Genomic DNA, 21200 nt, shown 5'->3' on the forward strand with positions numbered 1-21200 from the left:
CTACAGCACCAGCCGGTCGACGATCGCCTCGCGCATTTCGGGGGTGAAGTTCAGCACCGCCTCGGCATAGGTCGGGATATCGCCATGGTCGCGCCGCACCGTGGCGAGCGCGGCGTCGAGATAGGCGGGGTTGACCGACATCAAAGCGCGGATCGCATCGTCGTGGATTTCGGCGCCATAACGCGAGCGGATATGCGCCGCGCCCTGTGCGATGCGTTCCTCGATCTTGCCCGCGGTGTTGGTGAGGAGATAGTCTTGCATCAGGTCATCTTCATGGACCCCGAGCAGTCGGTGGACGATCGCGACGGCAAAGCCGGTGCGGTCCTTGCCCGCAACGCAGTGGACAAGGCTCGGCGCGTCATATTCGGCGAGCGCCGCCAGATAGAGCCGCAGCGTCGCGACGAGCGCGGGGCGATAGGGCATGCCGGCATAGGTATCGATCATCCGCTCGCGCGCCGTCTCGACGTCGATCGTCCCGCCCGCCGCCTGCAGATGCGGAGCGAGGCCCGCGGTTACGCCGCCCGCGAACAGCACGCGCGCCGAGAAAGTCTCGGAGCGCCGGCACGGATGCAACTCGCGCTCGTCATCGCCGCGCAGGTCGATCACCGTCTCGAGCCCCAGCGCATCGAGTGCGTCCAGATCATCGTCGGTCGCTGCCTCATGGTGCGCCGAGCGCCACAGCGTCCCGTCGCGCAGCCGCCCGCCGCCCTCGACGGCATAGCCGCCATAATCGCGGAAATTGTGGACGCCGGCCAGTGGCAGGACTCGCTCGGCAATCATCATCATTCTCCTGTAAACACCGGGGGACGCTTTTCGACGAAGGCATTGATCGCCTCGCGGTTATCCGCGGTTTCGTGGACGATCGCCTGATAGGCTGCACTCAGTTCCAAAATATCGCTCATCCGGCTGTGCTGCGCCTCGCGCAGCAGGCGTTTCGTCAGACGCAGCGCGCGCGGCGGGTTGCAGACGATCCGCTCGGCAATGGCGATTGCACGGTCGAGCAGTTCCGCATCGGGCACGACGTCCGTGACCAGACCATATTCCTTTGCCTGCACCGCGTCAAAGCGGTCCCCGGTCAGGAACAGCTCGGCGGCACGCGGATAGCCGAGTATCTTCTGGAGCAACCACGCCCCGCCGTCGCCGGGGACAATGCCGACCTTGATAAAGCTGCACGCGAATTTCGCGCTCTCCGCAGCGATGCGGATGTCGCAGGTGCAGGCCAGGTCGGCGCCAAGGCCGATCGCATGGCCGTTGACCGCGGCGATCATCGGCACCTCGCAATCCATCAGCGCGCGGATTACCGCCTGCACGCCCTTGCGGTAATTGGCACGCGTGGAATCGGGCTGGTCGAGCACGCCGATGCCGGTGCGGTCCTGCATGCCTTTCAAATTCCCGCCGGCGCTGAACGCCTTGCCGCTGCCGGTCAGGATGATCGCGCTGACGCTGCGGTCGTCGCCGAGGGTGCGCAGCGTGTCGATGATGTCCTGGCAATCTTCGTGGGTGCCGATCGCATTCATGCTCTCGGGCTTGATCATCGTCAGGACCGCGATCTTGCCCCGCCGCTCGACACTCAGAAATTCGCCCATCTTCAATTATCCTTTGCTGACTAACCAAAGCTATTGCATGGCTGGTGCGACATGCAAGGCTTTGCGCTCTATCCGTTCGATCCACCCGGCGACATTGCCGCACTGCGCGCCGATTTGCGGGCATGGCTTGCGGTGAACCAGCCGCAAGGCGATGTCGTTGCGCGGGCGAATTGCTGGGCAAGTTTCGATCCCGATTTCAGCCGCGCGTTGGGCGCGGCGGGGTACATCGGCATGACCTTGCCGGCGCAGTACGGCGGCGGTGACCAGCATCCGCTCGAGCGCTATGTCGTGATCGAGGAATTGCTGGCGGCGGGCGCCCCGGTCGGAGCGCACTGGATCGCTGATCGCCAGACCGGGCCGCTGATCTTGCGCTATGGCAGCGAGGAACAGCGGCAGCGCTACCTGCCGGGAATTGCGGCGGGCGAGCTTTATGCGTGCATCGGCCTGTCCGAACCCGGCGCCGGTTCCGACTTGGCCGCCGTACGAACGACTGCGCGCGAAACTGCCGAGGGCTGGCGCATCAACGGCCAGAAAATCTGGACCACCGGCGCGCATTTCTCGCACATCATGCTCGCGCTCGTCCGCACCGAAGAAGGGAGCGAGCGCAACGCCGGGCTCAGCCAGCTGCTGATCGACCTCGACACCCCCGGCATCACGATCCGCCCGATCATCGACATGGCGGGTCACCACGACTTCAACGAAGTCTTTTTCGACGACGTGCTCGTCCCGCACGGCGCGCTGGTCGGCGAGCGGGGGCAGGGGTGGAAGCAGGTCACCGCCGAACTCGGCCTCGAGCGTTCGGGGCCCGAACGCTATCTGTCGAGCCACGCACTGCTCGTCGCGCTGATCGATGCGGCGGGCGCCGAACCTGATCCAGCGATTGCCGCGTTGATCGGCGAACTCACCGCCGAGATGTGGACGCTGCGCCAGCTGTCGATGTCGACCGCGGCGAAACTCGCGGCGGGCGAAGACCCGATGGTCGAAGCGTCGGTGGTCAAGGAACTGGGCAATGCCTTTGAACAGGACATGCCGCGCCGCGTGCAGGCGATCGTGACAGGCGGTTGGGACGATGAAGATGATCTTGCGAAACTGCTCCGCGCGCTGCTCATCGCATCGCCCAGCTTCTCGCTGCGCGGCGGAACGCGCGAGGTGATCCGCGGGATCATCGCACGCGGATTGGGCCTGCGATGAGCGCGGCGCACGACATGCTGTGCGATACCGCGCGCGCGGTCTTCGCGGAGGCCGCGACGGCGGGGATCGCTCCGGTCGAGGAAGCGGGCTTTGGCCTGCTGCTTGTTCCCGAAGAGGATGGCGGTTTCGGCGGCGACTGGGGCGATGCGAATGCGGTGCTGCAAATCGCCGGTGTGGTCGTGCCCGATCTCCCGGTTGCCGAACTGATCGCCGGCGAAGCGTATCAGCCCGCGGCGACGGTGAGCCTGATGGCCGGTGCGATGGGGCAGGCGCTTGTCCTCTCGATCGAGCATGTGAACACCCGCCAGCAATTCGGCCGGCCGCTCGGCAAGTTCCAAGCGGTCCAGCAATCGCTCGCGGTGATGGCGTGCGAAGTGCGCGCGGTCGAAGCCGCCGCTGCGGCGCTGGCGACACGCCTCGATGCGATGAGCCTCGATCCGTCAGCCGCCGATTTCGAAATCGCGGCAGCGAAGCTCCGTGCCAATCGCGCCGTCGGCGTGGTCACCGCGATTGCGCATCAGGTGCACGGTGCGATCGGCTTTACCGAGGAATATGACCTGCACCGCGTGACGGTGCCGCTGATGCGCTGGCGCGGGGCGCACGGAAACGACGCCTATTGGGCGGCGCGGCTGGGCCGTCAGGTTGCCACCCTTGGCGGGCGCGGCCTCTGGGAAGCGATGACCGCGCGCGGCGCTTGAACAATCAGCGCAGCGCGCCACCTTCGCGGAGCGCGGCAATCCTGTCTGCATCATAACCCAGACCCGCCAGCACGGCGTCGCCATCAGCGCCGACTGCCGGTGCCGGCCGCGGCGTGTCGTTGACCGTTGCCGAATAGCGCGGAGCAGGGGCGGGCTGAACCGCGCCGCCGACGGTCAAGAAGGTTTCGCGCTCGACATTGTGCGGATGCTGCGGCGCTTCGCTCAGCGACAGGATCGGCGCGAAGCAGACATCGGTCATTTCCATAATTGCGCACCATTCGTCGCGCGTTTTGGTCTTGAACAGGGCGGTCAGCTTTTCCTTGAGTGGACCCCATTTCGACGGGTCGAGTTGAGCGTCGAAATCGGCATCGTCGGTCAGCCCGGTCTTCTCACGCAGCAGCGCATAGAATTGCGGCTCGATCGACCCGATCGAGATATACTTGCCATCGGAACAGACATAGCTGTCATAGAAATGCGCCGCGCCGTCGAGCATGTTGACCCCAGCTTCGTCCTTGAGCCGACCCGCGGCGTGGAAGCCCCACGTCATACCCGCGAGCAACGCCGAGCCGTCGGTCATCGCGCAGTCGATCACCTGGCCCTCGCCGGTCTTGGCGGCGTGAACGAGCGCGCTCGACATGCCGAACGCGAGCATCATCCCGCCGCCGCCGAAATCGCCGACATAATTGACCGGCGGGACGGGCTTTTCGCCCGCGCGCCCAATGCCGTGAAGCACACCCGACAGCGAGATGTAATTGATGTCATGCCCCGCCGCCTGCGCATAGGGGCCGAACTGGCCCCAGCCGGTCATGCGCCCGTAAACGAGCTTTGGATTGTCCGCGAGCAGCACATCGGGGCCGAGCCCAAGCCGCTCCATCACCCCCGGCCGATACCCCTCGATGATCCCGTCGGCGCTCTCGCACAGTTCACGCGCGATCTGCACCGCCGCGGGATTTTTCATGTCGAGCGCGATCGACGTGCGATTGCGGCTCAGCGGGTCGCGCGGGTCCATGAAGCCGCCGGGGCGATCGATGCGGATCACCTCGGCGCCATGGTCGGCGAGCATCATGCCGCAGAAGGGGCCGGGACCGATGCCGGCGAATTCGATGATCCTGATACCCTTCAGCGGCCCGGACATGATGCTCTCCTGTTCCTCAGATACGTTCGATGATGATCGCGGGTGCCATGCCGCCCGCGGCGCACATGGTGACGAGGCCATAGCGGCCGCCCGAGCGTTCGAGCTCGTCGAGCGCGGTGCCGATCAGGATCGAGCCGGTCGCGCCGATCGGATGGCCGAGCGCCATCGCGCCGCCGTTGATGTTCACCTTCTCGCGGTCGAGAGCGAGGTCGCGGATGAACTTCTCGGCGACAACCGAGAACGCTTCGTTGATTTCCCAGACGTCGATGTCGTCCTTGGTCAGCCCGGCCTTTTCGAGCACCTTCTTTGCGGCGGGAACGGGCGCGTTGAGCATCAGCGTCGGATCGTCGCCGATATTGGCATAGGCGACGACGCGCGCGCGCGGCTTCAACCCATGCTTGTCGGCATAATCCTTCGAGGTGAGGAGCAGCGCAGCGGCACCGTCGACGACACCCGAAGAGTTGCCGGCGTGATGGAAATGCTGGATTTCGACGTCGGGATAGCGGCGATTGACCTGCTTGCGGAAGGTGAAGCCGCCGCCGAGATCGAAATCAGCGAGGCCGGTGAAGGCAGGCTTCAACGATGCAAGGCCTTCGGCAGTCGTTTCGGGCCGCGGGAATTCCTCATGGTCGAGTGCGACGCTGCCGTCGGTATTGAGCACCGGCACGACTGACTTGTTGAAACGGCCTTCCTTGATCGCGCGGTCGGCGCGCTGCTGGCTGACGAGCGCGAGCGCGTCGAGCGCCTCGCGGCTGATCCCTTCGATCGTCGCGATGGCATCGCCGCAGACGCCCTGGTGCGACTGCGGATGCAATTCGTCGAGCGCTTCGTGACCCGATCCCATCAGGCGCGGCGGCAGGCCGGCGTTCGCCTGTTCGGCAGCATAGGCGGTCGTATAGCTCATCATCTCAGTGCCGCCGGCGATGACGCAATCTTCCATGCCGCTCATCACGCTGGCCGCTGCGAAGTTCACCGAGCTGATCCCGCCGCCGCAGAAGCGGTCGAGCGTCGTGCCCGATGCCTTCGTGTCATAGCCCGCCGACAGCGCCGCCATACGGCCAAGGTCGCCGCCCTGTTTCCCGTTCTGGCTCGATGTCGACCAGACGATGTCGTCGACGGTCGCGGTGTCGAGATTGTTGCGGTCACGGATCGCAGCGAGCACCGTTGCGGCGAGATGCTGCGGGTGGAGGTGCGACAGCGCGCCTTTGCCGGGCTTGCCGATCCCGCGCGGGGTGCGGACGGCGTCGATGATATAGGCTTCGGCCATGAGAATATTCCTTTCGGTCGGGGAGTTAGCGGGGGGCCATGCGACCACCCCGAGTTTTAACGAGGGGCCATTCTGATCGCGCCGTCGAGACGCACCGCCTGGCCGTTGAAATAGGTGTTGCGAACCATCTCCATTGCGAGGCTCGCATATTCCTCGGCCTTGCCGAGGCGCTTGGGGAAGGGGACCGAGGCTTCGAGGCTCTCCTTGACCTTCGGGTTCATATTGCCGAGCAGTGGAGTGCCGAACACACCGGGCATGATCGAATTGACGCGGATGCCGAGGTCCATCAGGTCGCGCGCCATCGGCAGGACGAGGCCGTTCACGCCGGCCTTGGCCGAACCATAGATGACCTGCCCGATCTGCGCGTCCTGCGCGGCGACCGACGCGGTGAAGATGATCGCGCCACGCTCGCCGTCGTCCATCTCGGGAAGGTTCGCCATGCCCTCGGCGGCGATCGACCCGATGCGATAGCTCGCGGTCAATATGCCCGCGACGCCATAGGCATAATCCTCGGTCGGGGTGCGACGGAACGTGCCCGTTTCCTTGTCATAGGCGAGCGTCTTGCCGCGACGCGAGGTCATCGCGCAATGGACACAAACGCGCTCCTGGCCATGCGCGGCGCGCGCCTTGGCATAGCCATCGAGGACCGATTGCTCGTCGGTGATATCGACATGCACGAAGAGCCCGCCGATCGACGCCGCGACCTCTTCGCCAAGCGCGTCGTTGATGTCGAAAATAGTAACTTTCACGCCCGAAGCGGCAAGCGCTTCGGCGGTGGCGCGGCCGAGACCCGATGCGCCGCCCGTGACGACCGCTGCTAAGGTGGAATCGATTTTCATGGGCGTGCCTCCTCAGGCCGGGATCTGGTTGAACGGGATGCCCTTGTCGGGGCGATGGTCTTGCGGCAGGCCGAGGACCTTCTCCGCAATCGTATTGAGCAAGGTCTCGTCCGATCCCCCCGCGATGCGTCCGGTGGGGGCGTTGATCCAGCTCGACGCCCAATCCTCCTTCTGCGACGCATGTTCGTCGAAAAGGAAGCCGTCGCTGCCCTGCAGGTCGAGCGCAAGCTCGGACAGCTTCTGGCGCGAGCGCACCGCGACCAGCTTGTTGAGCGAGCCTTCGGGCCCCGGCATCATTCCCGCCTGCATCATCAAGCGCGCGCGGACGTTGATCGAATCGAGCCCCGATCGCATCGCATAGTTGCGCGCGATCTGCTGCCGGATGCGGCCATCCTCGATCGCTGGGCGACCATTGAGTTGCACCGATTTCGCCAGATCGACGAACAGGTCAAGGTGCGGACCAAAGCCCGCGCTGTCGGTCGCGACATAGCGTTCGATCATCAGCGTCGCGATGGCGACCGCAAAGCCGCCGCCGACTGGTGACATGCGGTGATCGTCGGTGATCTTCACATCGTCGAAGAACACCTCGTTGACGTGGCTGTCGCCGCCCGCGAGCTTGATCGGGCGCACGGTCACGCCGGGCGCCTTCATGTCGACCCAGAAGTAAGTGAGGCCCTTGTGCTTCGGAACAGTCGGGTCGGTGCGAACGACGATGACCCCATAGTCGCTATAATGCGCCCAGCTCGTCCACACCTTCTGCCCGTTGATCTTCCACCCGTTGCCGTCGGGTTCGGCCTTGGTGCGCAGCCCCGCAAGATCCGATCCGCCCGAGGGCTCGGAAAAGAGCTGACACCAGATTTCCTCGCCCTTCAGCGCCTTGAGCACGCGCTCCTTGACGAAGTCCCTGTCGCTGCCGAACTGCATCAGCACCGGCACCGGCATGCCGAGCGAGATACCGAAATAGAAGCTCGGGAAGCCGTGCTTCATTTCCTCGGCGTCGAAGGTGACTTTTTCGAGATGACCGAGGCCCTGGCCGCCATATTCGACCGGCCAGTTAATCCCGGCATAACCCGCGTCGAACTTCGCCTTCTGATAGCGGCGGCCGAGCGCCAGATCATCGGCTTCGGACAGCCCCTTGCGCGCGTCGCGGCCAAAGACCGGCGCCATCGAAGCGAGCCACGCAGCCGCCTTGGCGCGATAGGCTTCAAGATCGCTCATGCCGCTTCTCCTGCCAGCCGGTCGACGAGTATATCCTCCCAGAACAGGCTGCTGCCCTGTTCGATCGCGAGGCTGCGCGCGCGGCGCATATGAAGGTGCAGCCCGATTTCCCAGGTGACGCCGATTCCGCCATGGATCTGGATGCAATCGCGCGCCGCCGTGTCATAGGCATCGGTCGCCGACAGGCGCGCCGCCGCCGCCGCTTTGATGAAATCAGCGGCGCCTTCCCGCGCCGCGGCGTGGATGCAGTTTGCGCGCGCCAGTTCAACGAGCCCGTAGAGCTCGGCGATCCGATGCTTCACCGACTGGAAGGCGCCGATCGGCTGGCCGAACGCCTTGCGCGTCAGTGCGTAGTCGCGCGCAATTTCCATCAGCGCTTCAGCGCCACCGGTCTGTTCGTGCGCGGTCACCACGGCTTGCAACGCCAGGATATGGAGCGCCCCATTGCGCGCGGCGCCGCCGGCGGCGAGCTTTTCGGCCGGCGCTCCCGAAAAGCTGAGGTCCGCAATCAAACGACTATTATCGAAGCTTGCGACAGCCGAGCGCTGAACGCCGGCCAGATCGACGAGCGCGAGCACCGGTATATCCGAGCCATTCGCAAGGACGACCGCGACGTCGGCCGCCAATCCGGCCGAAACGCTGCGCGCCGTGCCTTCTAGCCGGTCGCCGGCAAAGGTCACATCGGGCTGGCGGGGAAGGGCATCCGGACCCGCCGCAAAAGCGATCGCACCGATCGTTTCGCCGCTCGCGAGCCCCGGAAGCCAGCGCGCCTTTTGCGCGTCGGAACCGAAAAGCTCGATCGCTTTCGCCGCGCCGAAACTTGATGTCAGGAACGGCGCGCCGCTGATGCCGCGCCCCGCCTGATGCGCGATCAATCCCAGCTCGATCAGGCCAAGGCCCAGCCCACCATCGGCTTCAGGAAGCGCGAGCGCGGTCCAGCCCTGTTCCTTCGCGGTGTCCCAGAAGGGGCGATGATATTCGCCGACGGTTTCGAGCAGCGGCAGGAGCGCATCCTTGCTGACCCGTGCTTCCAGAACGCGCCGCGACTCGGTCGCGATCGCTTGCTGCCCTTCGTCGTAGAGGATGGTCATGCGCGCACCCGTCCTTCTCCCATTATCTCGTTGCGGCCAGTGAACCGGACGTTGACGTAAACGTCAAGCACTTTGACGCTACGCTTTCAGCCCCGCAACTGACGGCCGTGTCAGGCGAGCGCGGCCTTCCAGTCGCGGCGGATTTTCTTCGCGAGGCTCCATTTGTGGACCTCGGTCGGGCCGTCATAGATGCGGAACGCCCGGACTTCGCGGAATACCTGCTCAACGATCGTCTTGTCGGTGACACCGGTGCCGCCCATCACCTGGACGCAGCGGTCGGCGATGCGCATCAGCGCCTCCGACACGGCAACCTTCGCCATCGAGCTTTCGACGGTTCCGAGCGATCCGGTGTCGAGCACACCCGCGCACCAGTCGATCATCAATTCGGCCTGTTTCAGGTCGATCATATTCTCGGCAAGCATGAAACCGACGCCTTCATGGTCGATCAGCGGCTTGCCGAACGCCTCGCGACGGTTGGCATAGTCAGTCGCAATCTCATGCGCGCGGATGCACGCGCCGAGCCAGCGCATGCAGTGCGACAGGCGGGCGGGGGACAGGCGAACCTGCGCGTAACGAAAGCCTTCGCCGGCCTCGCCCAGCATCTGGTCGGCGGGCACGCGCAGATTGTCGATCGTCAGTGTCGCATGGCCGCCGGGCATCGAGCTGTCGATCGTATTCGGCACATCGTCGATGCGGATCGCGGGGTCGGGCAGGTCGACGAGGAACATGCACGCGCCCTGTTCGGATTTCGCCATCACGATCCCGACGCGCGCGCCCTGCGCGCCGGTGATGAAGGTCTTGCGGCCGTTCACCACCCAATGATTGCCGTCGAGGTGGCACGTCGTCTTCATCATCGACGGGTCGGACCCCGCGCCGCCGTCTTCGGCGGGCTCGGTCATGAAGAAGGCCGAGCGGACGCGCCCCTCGACCATCGGCTTCAGGAAACGCGCCTTGAGTTCGGCGCTCCCTTCCTTGCCGAGCAGATACATATTCCCCTCGTCGGGCGCCATCGTGTTGCAAGCGAGCGGGCCGAGCGGCGACAGGCCGCTCTTTATGAGCACCACTGCGGTTTCGCGCTGGTTGAGGTGGCTGCCATCGTCGAAGATATGCGGGGTCAGCACGCCCGCCGCACGCGCATGGTCGCGCATTTCCATCACCAATTCGTCGGTTGGTGCGCCATGATGGTCGCGGCGCGGATCACTTTCGTACGGGACCACGATTTCGCGAACGAACGCTTCGACCCTTTCGGCGATGGCCAGCGCCCGATCCGATATGCCTTCGCCCGCCGTCATTCCGATTCCCTTCGCTATCTAACTATTTTCCTAGTCAACCCGACGTTGACGTAAGCGTCAAGTTATTTCATGGACCGGGCGAAGATGCCGTAAGGGCAGGACCGCACAGGAGAGATCGAATGGCTTTCAGGACACGCATCACCGAAATGCTGGGCATCGAGCATCCCATCGTCCAGGGCGGGATGCAGAGCGTCGGCTACGCCGGACTGGCGAGCGCGGTGTCGAACGCCGGCGGCCTCGGCATCATCACGGCACTGACGCAGCCGAGCCCCGAAGCGCTGCGCGAGGAAATCGAAAAGTGCCGGTCGATGACCGACAAGCCGTTCGGCGTGAACATGACCGTGTTCCCGACGATCAACGCCCCCGATTACAAGGCCTATGCGCAGGCGATCATCGATGGCGGGGTCAAGATCGTGGAGACCGCGGGCACGCAGGCGGTGCGCGAGATCTGGGAAATGCTGAAGCCGCATGGCGTCACGATCCTCCACAAATGCACCGCAGTGCGCCACGCGCTGTCGGCCGAGCGCGCGGGATGCGACATCATCTCGATCGACGGCTTCGAATGTGCAGGCCATCCGGGCGAGGACGACATCCCCGGCCTGATCCTGATCCCCGCCGCCGCCGACAAGGTGAAGATCCCGATGCTCGCCTCGGGCGGTTTCGGCGATGGTCGCGGCCTCGTCGCCGCGCTGTCCCTCGGTGCCGAGGGCATCAACATGGGCACGCGCTTCTGCGCGACGGTCGAGGCGCCGATCCACGACAATGTAAAGCAGGCCTATGTCGACAATGATGAGCGCGGCAGCTTCCTGATCTTCCGCAGCCTCAAAAACACTGCGCGCGTCGGCAAGAGCGACGTGAGCGAAGAAGTGGTGCGCCGCCTCGCGGTGCCCGACGCCACTTTTGCCGACGTCGCCGAACTGGTGAACGGCAAGGCAGGCCGCGAATTGCTCGAGACCGGCGACCTCAGCAAGGGCGTGTTCTGGGCCGGGATGGTGCAGGGCCTGATCCACGATATCCCGACATGCCAGCAGCTCATCGACCGGATCATCGCCGAGGCCGATGCGATCGTCGACCAGCGGCTGGCATCGATGCGCGCGTAATTCGCCCGGCACGCTGGCGCGCCGCGCCGGCTTTCGATATGATCCGATTCTTCGCAATCTATCATATCGGACGCCGCCGGCTTCAGCCTGCCGGCACGGCAAGGGGGATTTTTGAGCCTCATCGAATATAAGGGTTTTGGCGGCGTTCCCCTGTCGGCCGACATGCTCGGCGACGAGAATGACCCCGCCGTTCTCCTGATTCCCGAAATCGGCCAAGGCCGCGCCGCGTGGCGTGAGGTCGCCGACGCGCTCGTGTTGTCGGGCCGCCGCGTCGTGAACCTAGACCTTCGGGACGATGACGACTTGGCGCCGCATATCGAGGATTTGCGCGCCGTCCTGGCGCAAATGGGTTCGCGTCCCGTTGTTGTCGCGGCAGGGCATGGAGGCTGGATCGCAACGCGCGCGCTGGCACTCGACGGTACGCTTCTAGCGGCCGGATTGGTCGTCGTCGATATGCCCGTCGACGAAGACGCGATCGCGAACGACGTTGCTGCCCACTTGGCGTTGCCCACGCTCGTCGTGCGCGGGGGCTTTTCTCCCGCGCAATCCAGCGCGGTCAGCGACGCCTTCTACGCCGCGCTGCCGATCGGCCAGATTGCCGACATCAACGAATGCGACCTCGAGCTCGCGTCCGACCGGAAGGAAGCCTTGCTCGGCCAGTTGCTCGAATTCCTCGAACGGCGTCAGCCGCGCGAGGCGATGGAATTTCAGGCAGGTTCCGACCCGCGCACGCTGCGCGATGCGATGGGCTGCTTTGCCACCGGCATCACGATCGTCACCGCGGTCGATGCCGCAGGAACGCCGGTCGGCCTGACCGCGAACAGCTTCACCTCGGTATCGCTCGATCCGCCGCTGCTGCTGGTGTGCATTGCCAACACGGCGGGAACCGCACCGGCCCTCCGCGAAGCCGCGCATTTCGGCGTCAACGTGCTGCAGATCGGCCAGCAACCGACGTCGAACCGCTTTGCGGCAAGGGGCGAGGACCGCTTCGCCAACCAGCCGTGGGCGCCGGGCCAGACCGGCGTGCCGCTGCTCGGCAGTTCGCTCGTCTCGTTCGAGTGCCAGCATGAATCGCTGCACGAGGCGGGGGATCATTTCATCCTGGTTGGCAGGGTGGTGCGCGCGCAGTTTGAACCGCACCGCGATCCTTTACTCTATTTTCGCGGAAAATATCGGAGGCTGCATTTCGCCTGATTGGCGGACAGGGTGGGATTCGAACCCACGGTGAGCTTGCACCCACGGCGGTTTTCAAGACCGCTGCCTTAAACCACTCGGCCACCTGTCCGCACGGCGTCGCCATAGCGTGCGAACGCATTGCGGCAAGCAAAACCTCGCCTGCACGACCCATCGCGCGAATGAATCGCCTTGTCTCGCGACGACCTAGCCAAGCCGCTCGCATCTGTGCGAGACACGTCTTATGGTGGGGACATGATGCACGCTATACGTTTCAGAATCGGACGCCTTTTCAAATTTGCGACGGCGTTCCTGTCGGCATGGATGCTCACCGCGTCGGCGCCGCTCCATGCACAGGGCAGCGAGTCCGGCTTCGACACCTACGTCCAGTCGCTATGGCCGAAGGCGCAGGCGCGCGGCGTGTCGCGCACGACCTTCGACCGGGTGACCGCGGGGCTGACCTATAATCCGCGCGTCGTCGCGCTCGATCGCGACAACCTCGGCAGCCCTCCGAGCCCCAACACGCCGATCCCTGCCTTTGCACCGTATAGGGCGAAACATGTCGATGCGGCGCGCATCGGCGGCGGCCGCCGCGTCCACGACCGGCTGCTCCCGCTCCTGTCGCGTATCGAGGCGCGCACGGGCGTTCCGACCAGCATCATGATCGCCATTTACGGCCACGAAACCGCCTATGGGCAGGTCACCGGCAATTTCGATCTGCCCGAAGCGCTCGCAACGCTCGCCTATGAAGGGCGTCGCCGCAGCCTGTTCGAACCCGAACTGATCGCGACGATGGTGATGGTCGAACGCGGCGTCCCGCGCAGCGCCCTCAAGGGCAGCTGGGCCGGGGCGTTCGGCTATCCGCAATTCCTGCCGTCGGTCTATCTGCAGGTTGCAGAAGATGGCGACGGCGATGGCGTCGCCCGCATCTGGTCGAGCGAGGCCGATGCGATCGAATCGATCGGCTCATACCTCCGTCGCGCCGGGTGGCGCGCCGGGCAGCCATGGGGCGTTGCGGTCACCGTTCCCGCGGGCTTCAACCGCGGCGCGGTCGCCAACCGCCTCGCACCCACGCGTTGCCCGCGCGTTTTCGATCGCCACAGCCGCTGGCGCTCGATGGCCGAATGGCGCGCCGACGGCATCGCGCCGCTCGGGGGCCGCTGGCCCGATGGCAATGTGCAGGCGACGCTTCTCGAACCCGATGGCCCCGGTCGAACCGCTTATTTGCTGACCGGTAACTATCGTGCGATATTGGACTATAATTGTTCCAACTTTTACGCACTGTCTGTGGGGTTGCTGGCGGATGAAATCGATCGTTAGGGGCGGGGGCCTGATGGCCGGAGCGATGCTGATGCTCGCCGGTTGTGGTAGTGTGGATGGCAAGCGCCAAGGTGGGCCGACGGCAAGCCCAACGCCTGCATCTTCAGTCGCGGGCGTGGCCGATGTGCCGGTCAAGGTCGGCGATCCCTATTCGGTCGGCGGCGTGACCTATACGCCCGCAGATATCCCCGACTATGACGATGTCGGCTATGCTAGCTGGTATGGCGAGGAACTCGCCGGGCAACCCACCGCGAATGGCGAGACTTTCGACCCCGCGGGCATATCGGCAGCGCACAAGACGCTGCCGCTGCCGAGCTATGTCGAGGTTACCGCGCTCGATACCGGGCGGACCATACTCGTGCGCGTCAACGACCGCGGACCGATGGTCGGCGATCGGCTGATCGACCTGTCGCGCGGTGCTGCCGAACAATTGGGCCTCACCGACGGCGTCGCCGCGGTCCGCGTCCGCCGCACCAACCCGCCCGCAGCCGAACGCGCGCAGCTTCGTTCCGGCAAGCCCGTTCCCGAACGCATTGCGACGCCCGAATCGCTGCTGGCGATCCTGCGCAGCAAGGCTAAGGCGCTGCCGGTGCCCAAGACCGCGGTCGCTGCGGCAACACCGGTCGCCGCTCAGCCCGCCGCGCCGATAGCATCGGGCAAGGCCAAGCCCGGTGACGACCGCTTCGTCGTCGAAGGTCCGGGGACGACAAAACCCGCACCCAAGCCCGCGCCGGCGGCAACGGCCGCCAAGCCCGCTGCCGCGGTCGCGGGAAAATACGCCATCCAGGTCGGAGCGTTCAGCAGCGAGACCCGTGCCAATGCGGCTGCCAAGTCGGTCGGCGGCCATGTCACCAAGGCAGGCAATCTGTGGCGCGTGCGCGTCGGCCCCTTCGCAAGCGACGCCGAAGCGCGAGGCGCCCTCGGCAAAGTCAAAGCCAGAGGCTTCCGCGACGCGGTGGTCCAGCGCGACCGCTGACGGCCTGCGCGTGGGGAGGCCAGGCATTATCGTGAGGGGCGCGGCGGCGGGCCTGACCGCGCTCGCGCTGACGCTGGCTTTTCCCGCAGCATCGGCAGGCGATACCCGCCCCAAAGGCGCGCCGGTCAGCCGCCCGCTTTATGTCACGCAGGCGCCGATCGTGATGCTCAAGGATCTCGATTCGGGCGCGATCCTCTTTTCGCGCGGTGCCGACAAGCGCTTCGCGCCGGCGTCGATGGCGAAGGTGATGACCGCCTATGTCGTGCTCGACCTGATCAAAAAGGGCGAACTTGCGCGCGACAAGCAATTCACCGTCAGCGAGGCGACATGGAAGAAGTGGAACGGCAGCACCGGCGGGTCGACGATGTTCCTGCGCCCGAACGAAAAAGTCTCGGTCGACGAATTGCTCAAGGGATTGATCACCGTCTCGGGCAATGACGCCGCCGCAGTCCTTGCGGTCGGCATCGACGGAAGCGAGGATGCATTCGCCAAAAGAATGAACGTCGTAGCGGCCAAAATTGGGATGACATCGAGTCGCTTCGGAACGCCGAGCGGCTGGCCTGACGGCGGCATCACCAAAGTCAGCGCGGCTGATCTCATAACGCTTGCCGACCGGCTGATCCGCGACCATCCGGATGGCTATAGTCGATATTTCTCGCTGCCGAAGCTTCAGCACGGCAAGTCGCCCGAGGGCAAGCCGATCATCCAGCCCAACCGCAACCCCATTCTCGGGCGTTTCGAGGGGGCCGACGGCCTGAAAACCGGCCACACCGCCGAAGCCGGCTATTGCTTCCTCGGTTCGGCGAAGCGGAACGGCCGCCGCCTGATCATGGTGGTCGCCGGCATGAGCAGCGAAAAAGCGCGGCGCGACGAGGCCGAACGGCTGATGAAATGGGGCTTCGAGGAATGGGAGGGGCGGGAACTTGTCCCCGCAGGCGCCAGCCTCGGCCGGATCGATGTCGGAAAAGGAGCGATTCCCGCGGTCGCCACGGAGGCCGGGATCGCGGTGCGGATGACGGTTCCCAAGGGCTATGAGGGCAGCTATCGCGCGGTGATGCGCACACGAGCCCCCATTGCCGCGCCGCTCATTCGCGGGACGCCGGTCGCCGACCTTGTCGTCACGCCCGACGGCCTGCCGCCGCAAACGACGCCGCTAATCGCCGCCACAGATGTCGCCGAGGGCGGCGTGTGGGCGCGCGCACGAACAGGGTTTTACCGGCTGACCGGGCTGTGACTGGGCGGTTCATCACGCTCGAGGGCGGCGAAGGGGTCGGTAAATCCACCCAGATTCGCGCGCTAACGGCCGCGCTCGAGGCGCGCGGCATCGAAACCGTCGCGACGCGCGAACCCGGCGGCAGCGCGGGCGCGGAGGCGATCCGCGCACTGCTGATGGAAGGAAGCGACGACCGCTGGGATGCGCGCAGCGAGGCCCTGCTATTCGCCGCTGCGCGCGCCGACCATGTCGCGCGGACGATCCGTCCCGCGCTTGAAAGCGGCGCGTGGGTGCTCTGCGACCGTTTCGTCGATTCGAGCCGCGCCTATCAGGGTGGCGGTGGCGGAATCACCGACGCCGACCTCCTGACGCTGCACGGATTCGGTTCGATGGGCTTGCTGCCCGACCGCACCTTCCTGCTCGCCGTCAGCGCCGACGAGGCGGCACGGCGGTTGACCGAACGCGGCGGGAGCGACCGCATGGGTAACAAGCCCGCCGACTATCAGACGCGGCTCGCGGCGCGCTTTGTCGAGATGGCGAAAGCCGAACCCGCGCGATGGCGGATCATCGATGCAGATGCGGCGGCATCGGACGTCACCGCCGCGATCCTCGCCGAACTCGCCGAATGGCTGTGATGATCGGTCATCAGGACGCCGAAAAGGCTTTTCTCGAAGCGTGGCAGGGCGGTCGCCTCCATCACGCATGGCTGCTCGCCGGACCGCAGGGAATGGGAAAGGGCCTATTTGCCGAACGCGTCGCGCGCTTTCTCGTGACCCATGGTCGCGGCGGTGACGGGCAATCGGTGACGCTCGACGATCGCGGAGACAACGCCGCGGCCCGGCTGGTCGACGCCGGAAACCATCCCGAGATCCTCCGCCTCGCGCGCCAGCCGAAGGACAAAGCGAAAGAACTCGCCCGCAACATCACGATCGAACAGATCCGGCAGATGATCCGCCGTCTGCACCTCTCACTGTCGCTCGGCGAGTGGCGCGTGATCATTATCGACGCGGTCGACGATCTCGAAACCGATGGCGCCAACGCGCTGCTCAAGACACTCGAGGAACCGCCGGAAAAAACGCTGTTCCTGCTCGTCAGCCATTCGCCGGGGCGCTTGCTCCCGACGATCAGGTCACGATGCAGAATGCTTCGTTTTCAGCCGGTTGAGCGTGACGTCATGACACCATGGCTGCACGAACTGCGGCCGATGCTGGAGATGACGGAGGTGCGCGCGATCGTCGCCGCATCGGGCGGTGTACCAGGCAAGGCGCTCGCGCTGATCGATAGCGATGTCGCGGTGATGGAAAAGAAGCTGCTCGCCATTGCGACGAGCGGAGATCCGGAAAACCGGCTGCGCGAGGCGCTTGCGCGCGAGGTCGGCGGAACCAGCAATCGCGCCCGGCTCGAACTGGTGATCGACATTGTTCCGGGTCTGCTCGCGCGCCTCGCGCGCGAACGGCCAGTCGCGGAAATCGCGCCGATCCTCGCACAGTGGGATCGCGTCCAGCGCACCGTTCGCGATGCGATCCGCGGGTCGTACGATGGCGCGATGGTCGGCTTCGAAATTGGCAACTGCCTTGCCGAATTGGCGCCGCGTACCGGGCAAACCGCACGCTGACGCTTTCCCTCACGCGCGCCAACGGCTAAGGCGCGGCCATGTCCGAAAACACCGAACCTTTCTATATCACCACGGCGATCAGCTACCCCAATGGCCGTCCGCATATCGGCCACGCGTACGAGGCGATCGCGACCGACGTTATGGCCCGTTTCCAGCGCGCGCGGGGACGCGACGTGCGGTTGATCACTGGCACCGACGAACATGGGCTGAAGATGTTCCAGACGGCGCGCGATCAGGGCCGCGCGACGATCGATCTCGCTGACGAAATGTCGGGATATTTCCGTGAGATGTATGCCAGGCTGAATATCAGTTATGACAATTTCATGCGCACGTCGGACGCCGCGCATCACTCAGCGTCGCAGGCGATCTGGAAAGCCATGGAAGCCAATGGCGATCTTTATCTCGATCGCTACGAGGGCTGGTATTCGGTCCGCGACGAGGCTTTTTACGACGAAAGCGAACTGACCGACGGGGAAGGGGGCGCCCGCCTCTCACCGCAGGGCACGCCGGTCGATTGGACCGTCGAGGAAAGCTGGTTCTTCCGCCTGTCCCGATATCAGGACAGGCTGCTCGCGCTCTATAACGACCAGCCCGATTTCATCCGCCCTGAAAGCCGTCGCAACGAGGTGCTGCGCTTCGTCGAAGGCGGTCTCAAGGACCTCAGCGTCTCGCGCACCAGCTTCGATTGGGGCGTGCCGGTGCCGGGTTCACCGGGACATGTCATGTATGTGTGGGTCGATGCCCTCACCACCTATCTTTCGGGACTGGGCTATCCCGATCCCGACAGCGATTTCGGCAAATTCTGGCCGGCGAATATCCATATGATCGGCAAGGATATCGTGCGCTTTCATGCGGTTTACTGGCCGGCCTTCCTGATGAGCGCAAATCTGCCGCTGCCCAAGCAGGTGTTCGGCCACGGCTTCCTGCTCAACCGCGGCGAGAAGATGTCGAAGTCGCTCGGCAACGTTGTCGACCCGATGGCGCTCGCCGATCAGTTCGGGGTCGACGCGCTGCGCTATTATCTGCTCCGCGAAGTCAGCTTCGGGCAGGACGGCACCTATTCGGCAGAGGCGATAGTGCGGACCGCCAACGCCGATCTTGCGAACAGCTTCGGCAATCTCGCTCAGCGCAGCTTGTCGATGATTTTCAAGAATCTGGATGGCAAACTGTCTGCGGATTATACGCCGGCGCAGGACGATATCGACTTGCTCGCCGACATCACCCACATGGCGGCGGTCCGCCTGCCGCGCGAATTCGAGCAGCTCGCTTTCTCGATCGGGATCGAGGACTGGATCCGCGCCGTCTTCGCCTGCAATCAATATGTCGACACGCAAGCGCCCTGGGCGCTGCGCAAGACCGATCCCGAACGCATGCGCGCGGTGCTGATGACCTTGTTCCAAGCCGTGCGTACGCTGGCGATCGCGATCCGGCCCGTCGTCCCGGCAGCGGCGGACAAATTGCTCGACCAGATGGGCATCGCCGCCGACGCGCGCGACTTCTCCGCATTGGACGATCGGGACTGGCTAGTGAAACTGGCCGCCAGCGGCTTCACCGTCGGACAGCCCGTGCCGATCTTCCCCCGTCTCGAACTGCCCGAGGGTGAAGGGGAAGGGGAAGGGGAGGCGTAATGCTCGTCGATTCGCACTGCCACCTCAACTACAAGGGCCTCGCCGAGCAGCAGGATGAGGTGCTGGAGCGCGCACGCGCGAAGGGTGTGACCGCGATGCTCAACATCGCGACGCGCGAAAGCGAATGGGACGACGTGCTTGCCGCCGCCGAGGCCAATGACGATGTGTGGGCGAGCGTCGGCATCCACCCGCACGACGCCGACCATCATCCCAACGTCGATACCGCGAAGCTGGTCGAACGCGCGGCGCATCCGCGCGTGATCGGGATCGGCGAAACGGGGCTCGACTATTATTACGACAAGAGCGACCGCGCGCGGCAGCAGGACAGCTTTCGCCGTCATATTCACGCATCGCAGCAAACCGGCCTGCCAATCATCGTTCACACGCGCGACGCCGAAGCCGACACGCTGGCGCTGCTCGGCGAAGAGATGGGCAGGGCGGCTTTTCCCGGCGTGATCCACTGCTTTACCGCGAGCGACGATTTTGCCCATAAGGCGCTCGACCTTGGGCTCTTCATCTCGATTTCGGGCATCGTCACGTTCAAGAACGCCGCCGATCTCCAGGCCACGGCCAAGTGGTTGCCGCAGGACCGACTGCTGATCGAAACCGATTCCCCCTTCCTCGCCCCCGTCCCGCATCGCGGCAAAACCGGCGAGCCCGCCTTTGTTGCCGATACGCTCGCGTTCCTCGCCAAGCTGCGCGGCGACGACGAAGACGCGCTCGCCGCCGCGACGAGCGCCAATTTTTACGCGCTTTTCAACAAGGCGCGGCCATGACGTTCCACGCATCATGAGGTTGAGAATCCTCGGCTGCGGGACGTCTTCGGGTGTTCCGCGGATCGGCAACGACTGGGGGCAGTGCGATCCCGACAATCCACGCAACCTGCGCAGCCGGGCGTCGATCATGGTGTCGCTCGGCGGCTTTCGTATCCTCGTCGACACCAGTCCCGATATGCGGTTGCAATTGCTCGATGCCGGCGTGGGCGAAATCGATGCCGTCATCTGGACCCACGAACATGCCGACCATACGCACGGCCTCGACGATCTGCGCCAGGTCATGCACCTGCGCCGGTCGGCCGTTCCTGTTTATGCGCGCGACCATGTGCTCGACATCCTCAAATGGCGCTTCACCTATGCCTTCGCGGGCAATGCCGGCTATCCGGCGTCGGTCGATCCAATCGACCTGCAAGATCATCAGTCGATCGGTCCCATTGAAGTGTCGGCGATCGAAATGCCGCACGGGCCGATCAAGGCCAGCGGCCTGATCTTCAGCGATGGTGCGCATAAGATCGCCTATGCAACTGATTTTTCAAAGTTTACTGACGAAATGGTCGACTTCTTCCAAAGCGTCGACCTGTTCGTCATCGACGCGCTGCGCCGCTATCCGCATCCGACGCATCCGCATCTGGCCATGACGCTCGAAGGTCTTGCCAAGGTCGGCAATCCGCGTGCAATCATCACGCATATGGACAACACGATGGATTATGACGACCTTGCGGCCGAATTGCCGCCGGGTGTCGAACCGGGATATGACGGGCTGGAGGTGCAGCTATGAGTGGTGACACGACGGTTCAGATCCTGTGGTTCGCGGGCGCGTTCGCATTGGTCCTGAGTTCTTTGCTGGCACGGCGCTTGCCGATGGCCGACTGGCTCAAGATGGCGCTGGCGTGGGTTGCGATCTTTGGGCTCGTATTCCTCGTCATCCGCACATGGCAGACGGTGACGTAGCGAGAAGCCTTTCCTCTTCTGAATTTCAGAAAATTTAACATATATCAACACCAAGGCATGTCTTTTTATCGTATTTTCAATGTGTTGATGGCGATACGCCTGTCCATTGTGTTTCGCTCATAATTTGGACG

At 64.6% G+C, this 21200-nt stretch carries 21 protein-coding genes and 1 tRNA gene; 13 read left to right on the top strand and 9 right to left on the bottom strand.

The features are described from left to right. Complete coding sequence (locus tag ATE70_RS14405; RefSeq protein ID WP_082639755.1) at positions 1-786, bottom strand: tyrosine-protein phosphatase; 786 nt, start codon at positions 784-786, stop codon at positions 1-3. After that, positions 783-1586: a crotonase/enoyl-CoA hydratase family protein gene (locus ATE70_RS14410; RefSeq protein ID WP_058538568.1), complete on the bottom strand. Its 804-nt coding sequence runs from the start codon at positions 1584-1586 to the stop codon at positions 783-785. The genes ATE70_RS14405 and ATE70_RS14410 overlap by 4 nt, the downstream gene beginning before the upstream one ends. A gap of 51 nt (positions 1587-1637) precedes the next feature. On the opposite strand from ATE70_RS14410, the gene ATE70_RS14415 reads away from it, so the two are divergent. Both ATE70_RS14415 and ATE70_RS14420 read left to right on the top strand, forming a co-directional pair. After that, positions 1638-2777 carry an acyl-CoA dehydrogenase family protein gene (locus tag ATE70_RS14415; protein WP_058538569.1) on the top strand — a complete coding sequence of 380 codons (1140 nt, stop codon included), beginning with the start codon at positions 1638-1640 and terminating at the stop codon, positions 2775-2777. Continuing rightward, complete coding sequence (locus ATE70_RS14420; protein WP_058538570.1) at positions 2774-3475, top strand: acyl-CoA dehydrogenase family protein; 702 nt, start codon at positions 2774-2776, stop codon at positions 3473-3475. The genes ATE70_RS14415 and ATE70_RS14420 overlap by 4 nt, the downstream gene beginning before the upstream one ends. A gap of 4 nt (positions 3476-3479) precedes the next feature. Here the strand turns inward: ATE70_RS14420 and ATE70_RS14425 are convergent, their stop codons facing one another. The 6 genes from ATE70_RS14425 to ATE70_RS14450 form a co-directional block, all read right to left on the bottom strand. Further along, complete coding sequence (locus ATE70_RS14425; protein ID WP_058538571.1) at positions 3480-4610, bottom strand: CaiB/BaiF CoA transferase family protein; 1131 nt, start codon at positions 4608-4610, stop codon at positions 3480-3482. A 16-nt stretch (positions 4611-4626) separates the two neighbouring features. After that, on the bottom strand, positions 4627-5877 hold the full coding sequence (locus ATE70_RS14430) for an acetyl-CoA C-acetyltransferase (protein WP_058538572.1): 1251 nt from the start codon (positions 5875-5877) through the stop codon (positions 4627-4629). Positions 5878-5933: 56 nt separating this feature from the next. Beyond that, positions 5934-6716, bottom strand: coding sequence for an SDR family NAD(P)-dependent oxidoreductase (locus ATE70_RS14435; protein ID WP_058538573.1), 783 nt, complete (start codon positions 6714-6716; stop codon positions 5934-5936). A 12-nt stretch (positions 6717-6728) separates the two neighbouring features. Beyond that, on the bottom strand, positions 6729-7934 hold the full coding sequence (locus tag ATE70_RS14440; protein ID WP_058538574.1) for an acyl-CoA dehydrogenase family protein: 1206 nt from the start codon (positions 7932-7934) through the stop codon (positions 6729-6731). Further along, entirely contained in the window at positions 7931-9025 is a 1095-nt protein-coding gene (locus tag ATE70_RS14445) for an acyl-CoA dehydrogenase family protein (RefSeq protein ID WP_058538575.1), read from the bottom strand. Before ATE70_RS14445 ends, ATE70_RS14440 begins: the two co-directional genes overlap by 4 nt. Before the next feature lie 110 nt (positions 9026-9135). Further along, entirely contained in the window at positions 9136-10317 is a 1182-nt protein-coding gene (locus tag ATE70_RS14450) for an acyl-CoA dehydrogenase family protein (RefSeq protein WP_058538576.1), read from the bottom strand. Between the two features lie 119 nt (positions 10318-10436). Here ATE70_RS14450 and ATE70_RS14455 point away from each other — a divergent pair, with 119 nt between their 5' ends. Together ATE70_RS14455 and ATE70_RS14460 are read left to right on the top strand one after the other, a co-directional pair. Next, positions 10437-11417 carry an NAD(P)H-dependent flavin oxidoreductase gene (locus ATE70_RS14455; RefSeq protein WP_058538577.1) on the top strand — a complete coding sequence of 327 codons (981 nt, stop codon included), beginning with the start codon at positions 10437-10439 and terminating at the stop codon, positions 11415-11417. A gap of 111 nt (positions 11418-11528) precedes the next feature. After that, positions 11529-12611, top strand: coding sequence for a flavin reductase (locus tag ATE70_RS14460; RefSeq protein ID WP_058538578.1), 1083 nt, complete (start codon positions 11529-11531; stop codon positions 12609-12611). A 1-nt stretch (position 12612) separates the two neighbouring features. Here ATE70_RS14460 and ATE70_RS14465 read toward each other — a convergent pair. Next, a tRNA-Ser gene (locus tag ATE70_RS14465) sits at positions 12613-12702 on the bottom strand. Between the two features lie 212 nt (positions 12703-12914). Here ATE70_RS14465 and ATE70_RS14470 point away from each other — a divergent pair. The 9 genes from ATE70_RS14470 to ATE70_RS25210 are packed head-to-tail and all read left to right on the top strand — an operon-like array spanning position 12915 to position 21069. After that, complete coding sequence (locus tag ATE70_RS14470; RefSeq protein ID WP_058538629.1) at positions 12915-13910, top strand: lytic murein transglycosylase; 996 nt, start codon at positions 12915-12917, stop codon at positions 13908-13910. Continuing rightward, positions 13894-14886: a septal ring lytic transglycosylase RlpA family protein gene (locus tag ATE70_RS14475; RefSeq protein WP_058538579.1), complete on the top strand. Its 993-nt coding sequence runs from the start codon at positions 13894-13896 to the stop codon at positions 14884-14886. The genes ATE70_RS14470 and ATE70_RS14475 overlap by 17 nt, the downstream gene beginning before the upstream one ends. A 31-nt stretch (positions 14887-14917) precedes the next feature. Beyond that, a complete protein-coding gene (locus tag ATE70_RS14480) occupies positions 14918-16120 on the top strand; it encodes a D-alanyl-D-alanine carboxypeptidase family protein (protein ID WP_058538580.1) in 1203 nt (400 codons plus the stop codon). Continuing rightward, on the top strand, positions 16117-16734 hold the full coding sequence (tmk, locus tag ATE70_RS14485) for a dTMP kinase (protein ID WP_058538581.1): 618 nt from the start codon (positions 16117-16119) through the stop codon (positions 16732-16734). Before ATE70_RS14480 ends, tmk begins: the two co-directional genes overlap by 4 nt. Beyond that, positions 16725-17714 carry a DNA polymerase III subunit delta' gene (locus tag ATE70_RS14490; RefSeq protein ID WP_058538582.1) on the top strand — a complete coding sequence of 330 codons (990 nt, stop codon included), beginning with the start codon at positions 16725-16727 and terminating at the stop codon, positions 17712-17714. Before tmk ends, ATE70_RS14490 begins: the two co-directional genes overlap by 10 nt. A gap of 38 nt (positions 17715-17752) precedes the next feature. Then, the gene (gene metG / locus ATE70_RS14495) at positions 17753-19342 is read left to right on the top strand and encodes a methionine--tRNA ligase (RefSeq protein ID WP_058538583.1); all 1590 of its coding nucleotides are present in this window, start codon (positions 17753-17755) and stop codon (positions 19340-19342) included. Beyond that, on the top strand, positions 19342-20118 hold the full coding sequence (locus ATE70_RS14500) for a TatD family hydrolase (RefSeq protein WP_058538584.1): 777 nt from the start codon (positions 19342-19344) through the stop codon (positions 20116-20118). Before metG ends, ATE70_RS14500 begins: the two co-directional genes overlap by 1 nt. Before the next feature lie 13 nt (positions 20119-20131). Then, entirely contained in the window at positions 20132-20896 is a 765-nt protein-coding gene (locus tag ATE70_RS14505) for an MBL fold metallo-hydrolase (RefSeq protein WP_058538585.1), read from the top strand. Continuing rightward, entirely contained in the window at positions 20893-21069 is a 177-nt protein-coding gene (locus tag ATE70_RS25210; RefSeq protein ID WP_197411460.1) for a hypothetical protein, read from the top strand. Before ATE70_RS14505 ends, ATE70_RS25210 begins: the two co-directional genes overlap by 4 nt. Positions 21070-21200: the final 131 nt, after the last annotated feature.

Origin of the sequence: Sphingopyxis sp. H053, from assembly GCF_001468225.1 — a bacterium.
In the GTDB taxonomy this organism is placed as follows: domain Bacteria; phylum Pseudomonadota; class Alphaproteobacteria; order Sphingomonadales; family Sphingomonadaceae; genus Sphingopyxis.